Origin of the sequence: Bifidobacterium panos (assembly GCF_012932445.1) — a bacterium.
Taxonomy (GTDB): Bacteria; Actinomycetota; Actinomycetes; order Actinomycetales; family Bifidobacteriaceae; genus Bifidobacterium; species Bifidobacterium panos.
Map to the genome: position 1 here is coordinate 1 of NZ_JAAIIJ010000019.1, position 16268 is coordinate 16268.

At 60.6% G+C, this 16268-nt stretch carries 9 protein-coding genes; 5 read left to right on the plus strand and 4 right to left on the minus strand.

From position 1 onward, the window contains the following. Positions 1-1021: 1021 nt before the first annotated feature. Both G1C94_RS05190 and G1C94_RS05195 read right to left on the minus strand, forming a co-directional pair. On the minus strand, positions 1022-1369 hold the full coding sequence (locus tag G1C94_RS05190; RefSeq protein WP_172145641.1) for a VapC50 family PIN domain-containing toxin: 348 nt from the start codon (positions 1367-1369) through the stop codon (positions 1022-1024). Between the two features lie 219 nt (positions 1370-1588). Beyond that, the gene (locus G1C94_RS05195) at positions 1589-1987 is read right to left on the minus strand and encodes a helix-turn-helix domain-containing protein (RefSeq protein WP_172145643.1); all 399 of its coding nucleotides are present in this window, start codon (positions 1985-1987) and stop codon (positions 1589-1591) included. Positions 1988-2323: 336 nt separating this feature from the next. On the opposite strand from G1C94_RS05195, the gene G1C94_RS05200 reads away from it, so the two are divergent. From G1C94_RS05200 to G1C94_RS05220, 5 genes are all read left to right on the plus strand, one after another. After that, on the plus strand, positions 2324-4561 hold the full coding sequence (locus G1C94_RS05200; RefSeq protein ID WP_172145645.1) for an RNA degradosome polyphosphate kinase: 2238 nt from the start codon (positions 2324-2326) through the stop codon (positions 4559-4561). A 5-nt stretch (positions 4562-4566) separates the two neighbouring features. Further along, entirely contained in the window at positions 4567-5676 is a 1110-nt protein-coding gene (locus G1C94_RS05205) for an NUDIX hydrolase (protein WP_417852148.1), read from the plus strand. A 181-nt stretch (positions 5677-5857) separates the two neighbouring features. Then, a complete protein-coding gene (locus G1C94_RS05210) occupies positions 5858-6520 on the plus strand; it encodes a hypothetical protein (RefSeq protein WP_253902325.1) in 663 nt (220 codons plus the stop codon). Between the two features lie 145 nt (positions 6521-6665). Then, positions 6666-7673 (plus strand): virulence RhuM family protein, encoded by a 1008-nt coding sequence (locus tag G1C94_RS05215; RefSeq protein ID WP_216656882.1) that lies wholly within the window; start codon positions 6666-6668, stop codon positions 7671-7673. A gap of 933 nt (positions 7674-8606) precedes the next feature. Continuing rightward, entirely contained in the window at positions 8607-9188 is a 582-nt protein-coding gene (locus G1C94_RS05220; RefSeq protein WP_172145649.1) for a hypothetical protein, read from the plus strand. Between the two features lie 382 nt (positions 9189-9570). Here the strand turns inward: G1C94_RS05220 and G1C94_RS05225 are convergent, their stop codons facing one another. Together G1C94_RS05225 and G1C94_RS05230 are read right to left on the minus strand one after the other, a co-directional pair. Further along, positions 9571-9963 (minus strand): hypothetical protein, encoded by a 393-nt coding sequence (locus tag G1C94_RS05225; protein WP_172145651.1) that lies wholly within the window; start codon positions 9961-9963, stop codon positions 9571-9573. 543 nt (positions 9964-10506) lie between these two features. Further along, positions 10507-16254, minus strand: a complete 5748-nt coding sequence (locus G1C94_RS05230) for an InlB B-repeat-containing protein (RefSeq protein WP_216656884.1) — start codon at positions 16252-16254, stop codon at positions 10507-10509. Positions 16255-16268: the final 14 nt, after the last annotated feature.

The following is a 16268-nucleotide window of genomic DNA, read 5'->3' on the forward strand; positions in this document are numbered from 1 at the left end:
CCCGTACAAATCCCCGGAAAAACAGGAACCAAAGAAACGAGCACACCACAGAAAACGCAAGACCCATGAAAAATACAAGGGGGAAATCATTCCCCCGAGCCAGCACACACACCGGCAGCACGCACACCGCCCCTGCGGGGCGAGATTTCTCGACTCCGGCTACGCCTCCGCTCGAAATGACAAAGGACGGGGACACTCTGCACCAAAATGGCAAGGAACCAAGCCTAGGGCTCCCGCTGGCGGGAGCTGTCGCGCGGATGCGCGACTGAGGGTGGTCCCACTAAGCACGTGTCTGGTGGAACCACCCTCAGTCAGCCTGACGGCCGACAGCTCCCGCCAGCGGGAGCCTAGGACGGGCCGAACCGGCTACGCCAAGATGCCCTAGGCGGATGTTGCCGTGTGAGACGTAAGACTTGGCCTACCGGCCCGGAGGGTGTCGAACACGGCAACATCCGCCGCCAAACACCGGACCAGTCAAACAACACAGAAACCAAAACAGAACAGCAAAACGCACACTGAGAACAGCGAAAACAGGCACCGCAACCCAAGACAAACCAGGAACAATAGCAAACGCACTGCGACTTAAAACAGACCAAGAACAATAGCAACGCACACTGTGACTCAAGCACGCAGGAAACGAGTTCGCAGCGTCGGCACGGGTCTACAGAAGGCATGGGACGGACTACCACCGCAAAATGACGCCGCACGTTGATATCGAAACGAACAGCCCACTGGGCTGTTCGTCCGGGGGTGTCGAACACGGCAACATCCGCCGCCAAACACCGCAATAGCCAAACAACACGCAAACCGAACGGAACACACTAAAAACAAAGACGACAGCACTGCAACTGAGACAAACCGAAAACGATAGCAATAAGCACTGCGACCTGAGACGCGCCAAGAACGAGTTGTTTACGTTAGTGCAACAACATCGTTGCCGGCAGAACCCGAATCACAGAGCCCACCAATCCGACTTCCGCAACATTTTGCCAAGGCGGCGGGAGGGAAGCGGGGGGCTTCGTCACATACGAAAAAGGGAACGCAGTCGCGAGGCGAACAGCGGCGCGCCGGTGTTCTCAAGATGCTGGATTTCCTCCTGCATGGTGCGCGGCGGGCGTTTCTTCGAGGAAACGAGCCTGGTCATGATGCGTAACGTCTCCTCGGGATGCGCGTCGGCGATGCGGGTAAGAAACGTATCGGGGGATTCGGACGCCAAACCATAACCCGATAGCGCTTCCAATGGAAAATGCCTGAGATTGAACGTGACGATCGATTCCGCCCCGGCCTGTCGGGCGGCGGCCACCACATGCCGGTCATCGGGGTCCGGCAGCGTTATCGTGTCTTCGAGCGGTTCCCAGCCATCGGTCATGACCTAGGGGAACGCCCTATTCATGGCCTGAAGGAACCTCGCCATCGAATCATCGTCGAGTCTGCATAGACGCTTCAACGGGGCGCGGGCCTCGTCAAGCACCTTGGAACTCCACGACAATTCGCACAAGGAAGCCTCGCCGAAGGAAAGGATCACGTCGTTAATCCATTTGACCACGAATACATTGGCGTCGAGGAAGACCCTCACTCCGCGCCCCGATCAGCCGAACTGCCTGATGTAGTCGGCGAAGGTGCCATCGGGCACGTCGACGGAATCCATGATTTCACGGACCTGGTCGAGGGATTCGCGACGCTCGTGCTCGCTGCGCTTCCTGTACTCCAGCACATCATTGAGCCTCATATACCGATACGACTGGCTCCCCAGCCTGGTATACGGCATAAGCCCGTCGTCGAGCATGCGCATGACGGTTCTGCGCGACACCCCCAGAATTTTCGCCGCCTCACCCGTCGTAATATGTTCGGCCGCCTGCCCGGCCGTGTTCAGCACAGCCTCGCGGGCACGCTCGTATTCCTCGGCCGTCAACTCGATTACATTGCCCCTGCCATCGGACAGTTGCGCGGTGCCCGACATGCCTGCTTTCGCGGTTGTGATGTTCATGGCCGTTCCTTTCCTACCCCATCCACTCTACCACGAAATGGTCAGAATGGACACAGTGGACAGAATGAGTCCAGTGCGCTACAAACACAGAGTCCGCCCATCCGGTTCTCAGCGCGTTTACCGGCAACATGCCTGCCGCCCCTGACGGGGCGAGATTTCTCCACTCGCTGACGCTCGGTCGAAATGACACGGAACGGAACACACGTTGCGCCCGAAATGACACGGAACGGAACACACGACGTGAATAACCGCACAGATGGGACGAAATGTAAACCCCTGTTGAACTTTTGTTTACTCGCTGGACTATCCCTCGGCAGAAAGTTTAGGATAAATCGTATGGCACAGATTTTTGACGCACCCTCGAAAGCGATTCTGCGCAGTCAGATTGCGGAGCACATTGCAGAAACGGACAAGAACGACAAGCGCGAGACCATGGAAGGCGAGGCGCCCCTGCCCACCGACCGCTTTTTCGACCGCGAGCTGAGCTGGCTCAAGTTTAACAAGCGCGTGCTCGAGCTCGCCCAAGACGAAGACCAGCCGCTGCTCGAGCGCTCGAATTTCGCGGCGATTTTCGCCAACAACCTCGACGAGTTCTTCATGGTGCGCGTGGCGGGCCTGAAGCGCCGCATCGATTCGGGCATCGCCGTGTCCTCCCCCTCCGGCTTGAGCCCGCGCCAGCAACTGCGCGCCATCAGCGAGCAAGCGCACGCCCTGCAGGACGAGCACGCCCATTATGTAATCGACAATATTTTGCCCGCTCTCGCCGAAGAGCACGTGGTGCTGCTGAGCTGGGACAAGCTTACCACCGCCGAGCAGGAGCGCCTGTCGCGCTATTACCGCCAGCAGGTGTTCCCGGTGCTCACCCCGCTGGCCGTGGACCCGGCCCATCCGTTCCCTTATATTTCCGGCGGATCCATCAATCTTGCGGTGCTGGTGGAGAACCCGGCCTCCGGCAAGTCGCATTTCGCGCGCGTCAAGATTCCCGGCAATCTGAACCGCCTGGTGCCGGTGGACGACATGACCGACGAGGAGTCCAAGGAGGAGCGCTATGGCTTCATCACGATGGAGAACCTTATCATCGCGCACCTTGAATCGCTGTTCCCCGGCATGATCGTCAAGGAGGCGCGCTCCTTCCGCGTGACCCGCAACGAGGACATCGACGTGGAGGAGGACGACGCCGAGAACCTGCTCAACGCCATGGAGAAAGAGCTGCTGCGCCGCCGTTTCGGGCCGCCGATTCGCCTGGAGATTTCCAACGAGACCAGCCCGTTCCTCTCCCAACTGCTCGCCAGCCAGCTGCGCGTGAGCAACGACGAGGTGTATCGACTGCCCACCCCGCTCGACATGACGGTGCTGTTCGAGCTGGGCAGCATCGACCGGCCGGACTTGAAGAACCGCGCGTTCATCCCGACTACGAACCGCCAGATCGCGGAAGTCGAGTCGAGCCGCGCGCAGGATATTTTCGCGGCCATCCGCGAGCGCGACATTCTGTTGCACCATCCGTATGATTCCTTCTCCACGTCGGTGCAGGCGTTCCTGGCGCAGGCCGCCGCCGACCCGAAGGTGCTGGCCATCAAGCAGACGCTGTATCGCACCAGCTCCAATTCGCCGATTATCGACGCGCTGGTCGACGCGGCGCACGCGGGCAAGCAGGTGCTGGCGCTGGTGGAGATCAAGGCGCGTTTCGACGAGGATGCCAACATCGCCTGGGCGCGCAAGCTCGAACGTGCCGGCGTGCATGTGGTGTATGGCATCGTGGGGTTGAAGACCCACTGCAAGCTCATCGAGGTGGTGCGCCAGGAGCAGGATGGTTTGAGGCGATACTGCCACGTGGGCACCGGCAATTACAACCCGAAGACCGCGCGTATTTACACCGATTTGGGGTTGCTGACTTGCGACCCGGTGGTCGGCCAGGATATGACGCGCCTGTTCAACCAGTTGAGCGGGTATGCGCCGAAGTCGAGTTTCCATCGTTTGCTGGTGGCGCCGCGCACCATTCGCACCGGCTTGATTCAGCGGATTCGCCGCGAGGAGGACGCCGCGCGCGCCGGCAAGGAGGCGTGGATCAAGATCAAGGTCAATTCGGTGGTGGACGAGAAAACCATTGACGCGCTGTATCGCGCCAGCCAGGCCGGCGTGAAGATCGACATCGTCGAGCGCGGGATCTGCTCGCTGAAGCCCGGCGTGCCCGGCTTGAGCGAGAACATCCGCGTGCGTTCGATTTTGGGGCGTTTCCTGGAGCACAGCCGCATCTATGCTTTTTGTAACTCCGACGGCCCGCAGATTGGCGAAGGCCCGATGTCCGGCCCGGAGGTGTGGATTGGTTCGGCTGATCTGATGCACCGCAACCTCGACCGCCGCGTGGAGGCGCTGGTGCGCATCACCGCGCCCGAGCAGGTGGACGAGCTGCTCAAGTACATCGATTTGCAGATGGCCGATTCCACCGTCAGCTGGCACATGCAGCCGGACGGCTCTTACAAGCGCCATGCCAAAGGCGACGAGGATCGCCCGCTGGTGGACTGCCAGGAATACCTGATCAAGCAGCATCAGCGCCGGCCGAGTTCCCATAACTAATTGGAATCGGGAAATCGGTGGGCGCGACTGTGAAGCGAGTTATCGAGGCCGCCGGCGGTATTGTGTACCGCCGAAGGCGGGGTGGGGACGGTGGTGCGGACGGTGCGAATGGCACGGATGGCGCGGACGAGAGCCGCCAGCCGGGCGAGATCGAAGTCTGCTTGGTGCATCGTCCGAAATACGGCGACTGGAGTTGGCCGAAAGGCAAACTCGACCCCAACGAATCGCACCGTCATGCCGCGGTGCGTGAAATCGGCGAGGAAACCGGCGTTCCCGTGGCGCTCGGGCCGTATCTTGGCGAGGTCGAATACCCGTTGAATGAGGAGGGCAAGAAAAGCCGGCACACCAAGAACCGCACGGTGGATTCCAAGCATGTGCTGTTCTGGATGGCCACGCCCATCAGCGAGGAGGACGGGCGGCGGCGCGGCGCGGCGTTCGGCCCGGTACATCGCGCCGACGCGGGCGAAATCGACGAGGTGCGCTGGCTCACCGTGGCCGAGGCGCGAAAAAAACTCTCCCATTCCACCGACAAGGATCTGCTTGCCACATTCGTCGACCGCATCGAGGAGGGGGCCGAGCGGGCGGTGCCGTTCCTCCTCGTGCGCCACGGCAAGGCCGAGCCGCGCAAGTCGTGGAAAGGCAGCGACGCGAACCGGCCCCTCACGCCGCGCGGGGCGGCTTGCGCGTTCGCGCTGAGCCACGAACTCGCGTGCTTCAACCCGGTGCGTCTGTGCACCTCGCCGTGGATTCGTTGCATGGAGACCATCGAGATGTTCTCTTGGCAGACGGACCGGCGCATGGTCATGCTCGAGCCGCTCACCGAGGATGCGTTCGCGGCCGGCCCCGAAGCCGCCTGGCGGTGCTTTTATGGCGAGATGCTCAGCGCGCTCGAGCGGCACACGCCCACGGCGGTTTGTATGCACAGGCCGGTGATCGGCGGCATGTTCGAGCATCTGCGCGGGTTGTGCGCGTCGAAATCGCTGGCCAAGCGTCTGATCGCCAAATCGCCTTATATGACGACGGGCACGGCGTTGGCGCTGTTCGCCGTCCCCGAGGAGGGCGGCGCGGGGGTGCGCATCATCGATATTCAGAAGGTGGTGCCGCTTGTCTACTAGGTCGTCATCGTCATCCGGGGAGTTTGGGGCCAACGCGTCCGGCGCGTCCGAGTCGTCCAATTCCTCGGCTGCTGCCGCAGCTTCGCACGCTTCGGCGCGACGTTCCGCCGGTGCGAGCGGCCCCGGCTTCGGCTCCTTGCGCACCTCAAGTGCCGGTTTCTCTCCCACGCGCTTGGGTTCGATGCGCCCCGCGCGCCCGGCGCAACTCGACCCTTCGGTGGCAGACAATATCGCCGGAGGCATGGATCCGCAGGAAATCAGCGAAATCAGCCATCTCTCGGCCGCGGCGCTGCTGGACCGCGTGCGTCACAGCGAAGATCCGGCCGTGGTTGAGCGGGTGCTGACGCTGGTGGAGACGGTGGGCGTCGATGAAATCGCCGAACTGTGGAGCCGAGCCGAGCCGGATTCCCTGCCGGGCATTCTGTGGCGCTTGTATCTGTTGCGCTCGTGGATGAGGACGCACCGCGAGTCCATCGCCAGGCTGTGGCGCGTGGGCGAACCGGTGGCGACCAGCGCCTCCGCGATAGCCGGCGTGGATCAGGCGCCCACCGAGGAGGACATCGCCCGCACCGCCGATTCGATTCTTTCGGGCGCGTTCACCGGCGATTTCGCCGTGGCGCTGAACCGAGCCGCCGCGTTCACCGACGTGGTGGCGCTGGGTTTGCGTATCGAGGCGAAACGCATGACCGCCCAAGCCGCGCAGCTCCAACCCCACGACCCCGAAAGGGAGAAGCTGGTTCGCACCAAAGCGGCCCGCCTGCTGCACACCGCCGGCAACCTCGCCACCACCGCCAAGGATTTCCAGCACGGCGCCACCCTATGGCACCGCGGCAAACTAGAGTAGCTTTTTGTGTTCCGTCATCGGAAGGCAAAGCACGCGAGGCTCACATCACTTATCCACATATCCACATTTTTCTTCGGGTCGGTTGCGGCGCAAAAAGCCTTCAGCTAGATATGGGTTTGAAGGCGACTTCAGAAAGGCGGAGGCATTGGACGGGCAGTTCATCATGTATCGCTCGGACGACGGGCACACTCAAATCGACGTCAGGTTCGAGGGCGAAACGCTGTGGCTGTCTCAGGCGCAGATGGTACAACTTTTCGACTCCAGTAAGGCGAGTATCAGTGAACACATTCGGCATATTTTTGATGAGGGGGAACTCAATCCTGAGGCAGTTGTTCGGAAATTCCGAACAACTGCCTCAGATGGCAAAAACTATAATGTCAGCCATTACAATCTCGACCTCATCATCGCCGTGGGCTATCGTGTCCGCTCCACGCGCGGCACCCAGTTCCGCCAATGGGCGACGCGCGTGCTTCACGAGTACCTGCAGAAAGGATTCGCGCTCAACGACGAGTTGCTGAAGAACGGCGGCGTGTCCGGTTACTGGCAGGAACTGCTCGAACGGATTCGCGACATTCGCGCCAGCGAGAAAATGCTGTACCGGCAAGTTCTCGACTTATATGCCACCAGCATGGATTACAACCCTCGGGCTGAAGAATCCACCAAATTCTTCAGCATGGTGCAGAACAAGCTGCATTATGCGGCTTCCGGCCACACCGCCGCGGAGATTGTGTTCGAGCGAGCCGATGCGGAGCGCCCGAATATGGGGCTGACGAATTTCACCGGCACCCGGGTGCAGAAAAAAGACGTCGCGGTGGCGAAGAACTATCTGTCCGAGGATGAGTTGTTCACCTTGCACCGTCTGGTGTCGGCGTTCTTCGATTTGGCGGAACTGCGCGCAAGCAGTCATGAGCCCATGTTTATGAAGGATTGGGTTGCCGAGTTGGATAAATTCACCGCCGTTTATGGCAAGGGTGTGCTTGAGGGGGCCGGGTCGGTGAGTCATCGTCAGGCGCAGGAGAAGGCATTTGCCGAATATGAGCGATACCGCCGCAAAGAAGACCACCAGTTGACGCCTGTGGATCGTGCGTATCTGGAAACGATTAAATCGCTGGAGCACGGCGCCGCCCTACGGCAACGCGGCAAACTAGAGTAGCCGTTCTGCCAATAGACCTTATGCAATTCTTTCAGTAGAGTTTATGTAATTTTGTCAATAGACCTTATGCAATTCTTTCAGTAGGGTTTATGCAATTCTTTCAGTAGGGTTTATGCAATTCTTTCAGTAGACCTTATGTAATTCTGTCAGTAGGGTTTATGTAATTCTGTCACTAGACCCTATGTAATTTTGTCAGTAGAGCGCCGAAAAGCCAATGATTCCAAGCCAACTTACGATATCAGCCAACAGACCCACCGTCCGCAAACAAACTCGCGGACTGGAGCGTAGTTTCTAGTGGTGGTTGCAAACACTTGGCAGGGCGGTGTAGATTGTAAAGGGGTTTGCCCGCGCAAGCGCGGATGAGTCCGAGAGTTGCCGTTACTGACGGCTGTTTCTCATCGTCTAGACGGCCAGGGACGTTATGACGATGTCGGCCATGGTGGAATCCACTGATGGCGCGAGGCATATGACGATAACCGCCATAAGCCAAGCCATTTGAGCCGGTGTCTTCGGGCACCGGCTCTCTGCATCTAAGCGGTTTAACGGCGGGGCGAGGCGCGACGGATTGCATTCCCCAGTTTTCGATTATTTCCGTTTCGGTATGCGGAAGATGTTGACAGTGGTGTTTCATACGGCATAGGATGGGCCGCATCCAATCTTTACGGCCAATCCCCAAACCGATTACCGGTCGGTCGGAGCGGCGGAAGGCTGGATGGAGGTCACTGCCGGATACCTTCACGAAGGCGAAAGCCCGGAACCGTTAGGAAGGTGTAGCATCCCGTCCGTGCGAAACCCGTGAGAACCGGGAAGGACGAGCCAGCGCACCCGGGTAAGGCCGGGGCGCCAATGCCTCGCAGTAGGCGTCGAAGACCCATGCAAGGGGACGGAACGTTTCGATTCCGTCCCCTTGTCTTTCTCGCCGGAGGGAAACCGATGTCCAATCTCAGCCAGGAAAAAGCCCGCTGGCTCAGGATCATCGCCGGTGATGCCCGTACGGCCTACGGGAAGCTGAGTAGGTCGGGAACCCTTGTGCTGGTTCTTGAAGACGGGCGTGAAGTCGGTGTGGTCTTTCCCAAATCGCTTTTCGCCCATCTGTGCGGATTTGAATATTACGAAGACAAGAACAAAACCCGTTACGCCAAGCAGGAAAGATTCTTCGATGACATCGTATCTCCAGATTTCCCGGCATCGCATGTCGACTACTCGCACAGGCATTCCGGACGCGGGGCATCGGTCGGGAAACGGCGCGAGAACACGGGGAAGAAGGTGGAGATCGCCGCTTCGGTGTTTGAGAACGTGGACGATGCCGAGTACATCGTGGAGTCGGCCAAGAGCGGGATTGTGATTTTCGCGGGAACCGGGGAATGGGCGCTCGGGCTGTCCCATCAGAAAAACAAAAGGGGCGAACGGTTGGGAACCTTCGTTCCTATTTCACTCCTCAAAACCGATGTGTTATCGCCTTCTGTGTGCCGTTCAGGGAAACATCTCAGGATTGTCAGCTCCTATTGGCGTTGATGCCGCGAGCATTCTTCCATATTCACGTTTTTCTTCGGGTTGGCTGCGGCGAGGGCTATCGCGTCCGGTTTACTGGCAGGAACTGCGCGCAAACCCAAACATGTGATTGGCGCAACCACGAATCACAGTTCTCGGGATGCATACCGGCAACCAAAACAACGGGAAAGTACGTCAGATGAGCAATGTACGTGTCTTGGGAGCGGATGTCGCCGCGTTCGACACCCTCCGGGCCGGTAGGCCAAGTCTTACGTCTCACACAGCGACATCCGCTCCAGAAGCCGTCTATGTCTGTCTGAGAGTAACGTGTCTATGCCTGTTTAAGGGTAACGCGGTTATGTGCGCTTGAGAGTAGCGCGGTTATGTCTGTTTGGGGGTAACGCGGTTATGTTCGCTTGAGGAAGCGGATCTCCTCTTCTAGCTGTTGGATGCGTAGGGCTTGGGCGGCGATGAGGCGGTCGCGGGGGTCACGCGGATCGTATGGGTCAGAGGCGGTGTCGCGGGATTTGGGTTTGGGTGGTTTGGGGTGGAGTGGTTCGGGGGTGCGTTTCCAGCGGGCGAAGGCGCGTTCGATGCGCTTGTGGCCCACGAGCTTGGGATCAAGGCCGGCCTGGCGGAACAGGTCCACCGGCTTCTCACCCTCCCGGTAGCGGCGCATGCACTCGATACGGAACCAGTCCGCGTAATGGATACGCGAGGACGCGTCCACCATGTCCACCGCAGCCAACGACGACAAATACGCCCGCTGACCCGACGTAAACACCTGCGACTCACTCATCACACACCGTCCTTGTTAATTATCGTCATTTCGACCGGGGCCGGCCGGTCATTGTCATTCCGGCCGGGGTTGCCCCGGTTGTTGTCATTTCGACCGGGACGAACAGTCCAGTGGACTGTTCGCAAACAGCGAGCAGCGATAGCGTCGCGAGCGCGCAAACCCAAACACGGGGAGATAAGGAGCCGCGTGCCATTCCGACCGCGGCCTTATTTGGTTGTTGTCATTTCGACCGAGCGCAGCGAGTGGAGAAATCTTGCCTTGCCGGGATATGGCGTCGGCTGAAAGATTTCTCCGCTCCGGCCTGGCGGCCTCCGGTCGAAATGACAGTAAAAGGGGAGGCGTGCCCGGTCGAAATGATATGAGGAAAGGCGGGGAACCACGGGGCGCGAGCCCCATGTCCCCCGCCTTTCGGAAACCGTCAACCGGCTGGTTGGACCGGGCGGTCAGGCCCGATCCGGGCCGGTGGACCGGTCGGTTAGACCGGTCCGGCCGGGGAGCTGGGCGTTAGCCCAGCTCGGTGGATCGGGCGATTGCCCGGGCCGGTCAGTGGGAGCGGCGGCGGCGCAGAGCGCTAGCGGCGAAGCCGGTAGCGGCCAGGGCCAAGGCGGTCAGGGCGGCGGTCAGGCCGGTGGCGCCGGTGGAGGCCAGGGCGTTCACCTTGCTCCAGCGGGCGTGCAGCTTCTTGCCGATCGCATCCTCCAGGCTGGTGATGAGGTTGCCCTCGTCGTCGTACCAGCCGTCGAACTGGTAACCGTCACGAGTCGGGGTCGGCAGCTTGCCGTCCTCACCCGTCCAGTCGGCCGGGATGTTGCCGCCGTTCGGGTCGAACGCGTCGGCGATGCTGGTCCACTTGACGTGCAGCTTCTTGCCGATCGCATCCTCGACGCTGGTGATCAGGTTGCCCTGCTCGTCATACCAGCCATCGAACTTGTAACCGGGCTTGTACGCCAAGGGGAGCTTGCCGTCCTCGCCGGTCCAGTTGGAGGGGAGGTTGCCGCCGTCCGTGTCGAACGCGTCGTCGACCGGGGTCCACTTGGGGTGCAGCTTCTTGCCGGCCGCGTCCTCGGTGTTCGTGACCAGGTTGCCGTCCTCGTCATACCAGCCATCGAACTTATAACCAGGCTTGGTCGGAACCGGCAGCTTGCCATCCTCACCCGTCCAATTGTCCGGCAAAGTGCCGCCGTCCGGGTCGAACGCCTCGTCGACCGGGGTCCACTTCGGGTGCAGCTTCTTACCGGCCGCGTCCTCCGCGTTGGTCACGGGGTTGCCGTCCTCGTCGTACCAGCCGTCGAACTTGTAACCCGGCTTGGTGGGAACGGGCAGTTTGCCGTCCTCGCCGGTCCAGTCGTCGGGCAGGGTCACGTCGCCGTCCACGTCGAACGTCGTGGGCAGCTTGGTCCAGTGGGCGGTCAGCTTCTTGCCGGCGGCCTCCTTGAGGGTGGTGACCTTGTTGCCGTTCTCGTCGTACCAGCCGTCGAAACGGTAGCCGTCACGCGTCGGGGTCGGCAGCTCGCCATCCTCGCCCGTCCAATCGTCGGGCAGCGTGCCGCCGTCGGGGTTGAACGCGTCGTCGATCTTCGTCCACTTCGCATGCAGCTTCTTGCCCACCGCATCCTTGACGGTGGTGACCTGGTTGCCGTCCTCGTCATACCAGCCGTCGAACTTGTAACCAGGCAGCGTCGGGGTCGGCAGCTCGCCGTCCGCGCCGGTCCAATCCTTGGGGAGGGTGCCGTCGCCGGGGTCGAACGCGTCGTCGATCTTCGTCCACTTGGCCGTCAGGTTCTTGCCCACCGCATCCTTCAACGTGGTCACCTGGTTGCCGTCCTCGTCAAACCAGCCATCGAACTTGTAACCGTCACGAGTCGGGATCGGCAGCTGGCCGTCGGAGCCGGTCCAGTCGGACGGGATCGTGCCGCCGTCCGGGTTCAGCCCGTCGGTGCTCGCGTTCTTCGTCCACTTCGCCGTCAACGTCTTGTCACCGGTGTCGGACGCGCTGATGCCACTGACGAGGTTGCCCTTCGCGTCGGCCCAGCCGGCGAACGTGTAACCCTCCCTCGTCGGGTTCTTCAGGGTCGCGCCCACGCCATACGTGTACGTGCCCGGGTTCTTCGGGTCCGAACCGCCGTCGAGCTTGTAGGTCAGCTTGTACGTGTTCGCCTTCCACGTGGCGTTGATCTGCAGGAACGACTGCTTGAACGTGCCGCTCGCGTCGCGGTCCCAACCGGTGAACGTGTAACCCGTGCGCGTCGGGTCGGCGGGCGCGGTGTACGCGGTGCCCAAAGCGCCGGACTGGATATTGGACGCCTTGCCGTCCTTGTCCGTGCCGCCGTTGTAGGCGAACACCACCACACCGGTCGAATTCTGCACATACTGCGCCGTCAGGGTCACGTCCTTGCCGGGCATGGTCAGGTTCGCCAGCTCATCGCTGGTGACCAGGCCGAACTCGTCGCTCAGCCAGCCGACGAACGACCAGCCCGCCTCGGGAGCGACCTCCGGGGCGCTGACCTTCGCATCCGACAGCTTCGTGTCGGTCGCCACCGTGTAGCCGGTGGTGCCCTTCAGCGTGCCGTGATCACCCTTATTGAACGTCAGGGTGTTCTTGTTCGCGTCCCACTGGGCGGTCACCTGCAACGACGCCTCGTCGAACGTGCCCGTGACCTTATCCTGCTTGTCCCACTGCCTGAACGTGTAGCCGTCCTTCGTCGGATTCGCGGGAACATCGTACTTCGTGCCCAACGGGCCCGACAGGACCGTCCACGCGTTACCCGCCGCGTCCGTGCCGCCGTCGAAGCTGAACGTCACCGTGGCCGTCGCGTTCTGCGCATACTGCGCCGTAAACTCCACACTCTTGGCCGGCATGACCAGATTGGCCAGCTGGTCGGAAGTCACCAGGCCGAACTCCTCGGACTGCCAGCCAACCAGAGACCAACCGGCCTCCGCCTCAACCTTCGGAGCCACAACATTGGCGTCGGACAGCTTCGCGTCCGTGGCAACCTGATAGTCCAAGGTGCCCGTCAGCGCGCCGTGATCACCCTGCTTGAACGACACACCATACGAATCAGCCTCCCACTGAGCCGTGTACACGGTCGTGCCATCAGTGGCGTACTTGCCGGACGGCTCATTGCCATCCGCGTCCACCCACTTGACGAACGTGTAACCGTCACGCGTCGGGTTCGAAGGCTTGGTATAGGTTTCGCCCTGCTTGCCCTCACGGGTCACACTGGACTTGCCGTCCACCAGGCCGCCGTTCGCATTGAACACCGCCTTCGCGCCATTGTTCGGCTCGTACTGCGCGGTGAACGTCACATTCCGGTTCAGGCCGGACACGACGTACTTGTCCTTCACGCCGTCCTTGCCGTACAGCAGGTCGTCCTCGCTGGACTTCCAACCCACGAACGTGTACCCGGCCGTCGCGTTCGCGGTCGGCTCGCCCGTGACCTTCTCGCCCGAGTTCACCGTGTACTGCGTGTCGTCCGTCAGCGTGCCGTTGTCACCCGGCAGGAACGTCACCGTATTCGGGTTCACCGTCCACTCGGCCGTGTACGTCACCGACTGATACGTCGTCGACAACTCCTTGTCCCACTGCTTGAACGTGTAACCCGTACGCGTCGGCTCCTCCGCCGCGGCGGTCTTGTCCGCGTCGGAATACTCCGCGCCCTCCAGGCCGGTCAACACCAGCGAGGAGTCACCGTTCTTGTTGTAGCCGCCGGCGTAGTTGTAATGCACCTCCACACTCGACTCCGGCACAAACTTCGCCGTAAACGTAATGTCCTTGTTCGCGCCCGACACGACATACGCGTCCACGCTGTCCTGCGAATACACCTTGCCGTTCTCGCTGGACACCCAGCCAACAAAACGATACCCGCCATCCGCAGTCACCGTCGGCTTGCCGCCGACCTTCTCACCGGTCAGCACCGAATACTCCGTGTTGCCCGTCAGACTGCCGTGCTTGTCATTCTCGGCCACCACGAAATTCACGTTATTGGTGTTCTGCTTCCACTGGGCCGTATACGTCACCGACGCATACCTGCCCGTCGGGGTCGCATCCCACAGGCCGTCGAACGTGTAACCCGTACGCGTCAACTCGCCCTTCGCCGGAACCTTGGCCTGATCCTCAGCGGAATACTCGGTGCCATCCACGCCCTTCAACGTCACGGACGTATTACCGTCAGCATCGGTGCCGCTGTTGAAGCTGTACACCACGCTCACCTCAGGCAGCTGCTCGTACACCGCAGTGAACTTCAACCCAGCCTGAGCCTTCAAATCGGCGATCTGCGACGGCTGATACACCGGACCAAGCGTCTCGTTGTTATCCGCGTCGGTCACGCTGGACTGCCAGTACAGGAACCTCCAACCGGCATCCGGCGTCACCGTCGGACCATTCTCCTTGGGATAGTTCGCGGCCGTGCTCAGCTTATCCTCGCTCACCACCGACAACGAGGCCGGCGTATCCTTCAGCTCGCCGTGCTTGTTATCACCCTCGCCCGCGGAGAACGCCACCGCGGTCTCGACCGGAGTCCACGTGGCCGTGAACGTCGCGTCCTTCTTGAACGTGCCCGACGCGGTCACATCCGTCGCGGTCGTGGTCCAACCAGCGAACGCGTAACCCGCGCGAGTCGGGGCCGGCACGGTATACGAAGTGCCCTCACGGCCCGTCAACGTCTTCGACGACGCCTTATCCGCATCCTGGCCGCCGGCGTAGTCGAACCGGACCGTCATCTTATCCGTATCCGCATACTGAGCAGTAAACGTCACATCCACACTCGGCGCAAACTCGCCCACAGCCTCCGGCGAATACACCGAACCATCCACACTCGACTTCCAACCGGCAAACTTCTTACCAGCCCCAGTACCAACAGCAGTCATACTCACATCAGGCTGCACGTAACCCGTCGCAGTGGAAACCGCCTTGCCGTTCTCCACCGACAGCGACAAAGGCGTGGACTTATCCTTCATCTCGCCGTACGTCTTCGCCGTAGCATCCTCACCAAGCACAAACGCCACCTGACGCAACACCTTCGCCGAGACCGACACATTACCCGTCACCTTATCCGCAGGAATCGTCAACACACCCGAAGTCGCATCAAACGTGTAATCATCGGCAGTCAGCTTCTTACCGCCAACAGACACCGACACCGACGACACATCCAACTTACGAGACTTATCCGTAGCAGTCAGCGTCGTCTTAAACGCCTCACCCACCAACGCCTTCGACGCCGTATTACTACTCGTCACATTGCCATCGTCCAAATCATACGACACATCAACACGCTCAACCGAAGCAGACGACTCACTACCAGTGCTCGCAATCGAGTAGTCCTCAAATTCAACATAAAAACCCAGATTGTGATCGGAGCTATGATCGTCATACGTTATATCATTCCACTGACCCGTCTCTCCCTCACCATACTGGGCACAACCTTCATGAAAGTTCTTGGGATCATCGTCACCGGAGTTGTTGGGTTCACCGGGGTTCCAGTTGGTGTATACGCCATCGGGAGCATGACCGTCCGTCGCCGTGGCGGCGGTCAAGATCTTTGTTCCGGCGCTTGAGCCCGTTACCCAATACCAAGCCGTACCATAATCCGATGCCGCGGAATCATTGTTGATATCGAACGTATCGGGATTACTCTTCGCATAAGCCTCAGTCGTATAACGCGTCGCGCCAAACCAACCGGGGTCGTTGCCGAAGGACTTGTAAATCAGGTTGTGCTCGTCGGCCGACTCGATGGTCAGCAAATGACCCTTCGCACCATAAAAAGTGGTGGCCTTCGCCGCGTTATACGCCTCGTCCCAATTCTTAACCTGGTCGATGAACGCGTACGCGTGACCGTTGTAGAGGATCGTCTCGTACTCCTTGTTGTTGTACGTGGCGTTCAGCGACGAGCCGACGACGGTGACCGACACGTTCTGCTTCGTATCGCCGTCCATGGTGAACTTCAAACCCCGCAAATACGTCTGCAGGTCGTTCGCGGTGATGCTCGCACTGCCGTCATCCATTTTGAACGTCACATACTTATACGCGTTGCGGGCATCCACATAAATACCGTCCACATACTCGCCGTTCTGGTCCAACGCGTTCTGCGGCTCCGCGCCGCCCGGCGCCTTCGCGTCCGGGATGAAGTAGCCGGAGTCGACCTGCACCACGACATACGAGCTATTGCCGCCCGTCACGACCGCGTTGCCCAACTGGTACGACGCGTCCTCGGTATCGCTACCGGCCTGGACATTGGTCTTCCTGTTCTCGTTGAGCGTCACCGACGGCTTGTCGGCAGCCCACACCGCGGGCACAGCCACCGCCAGCA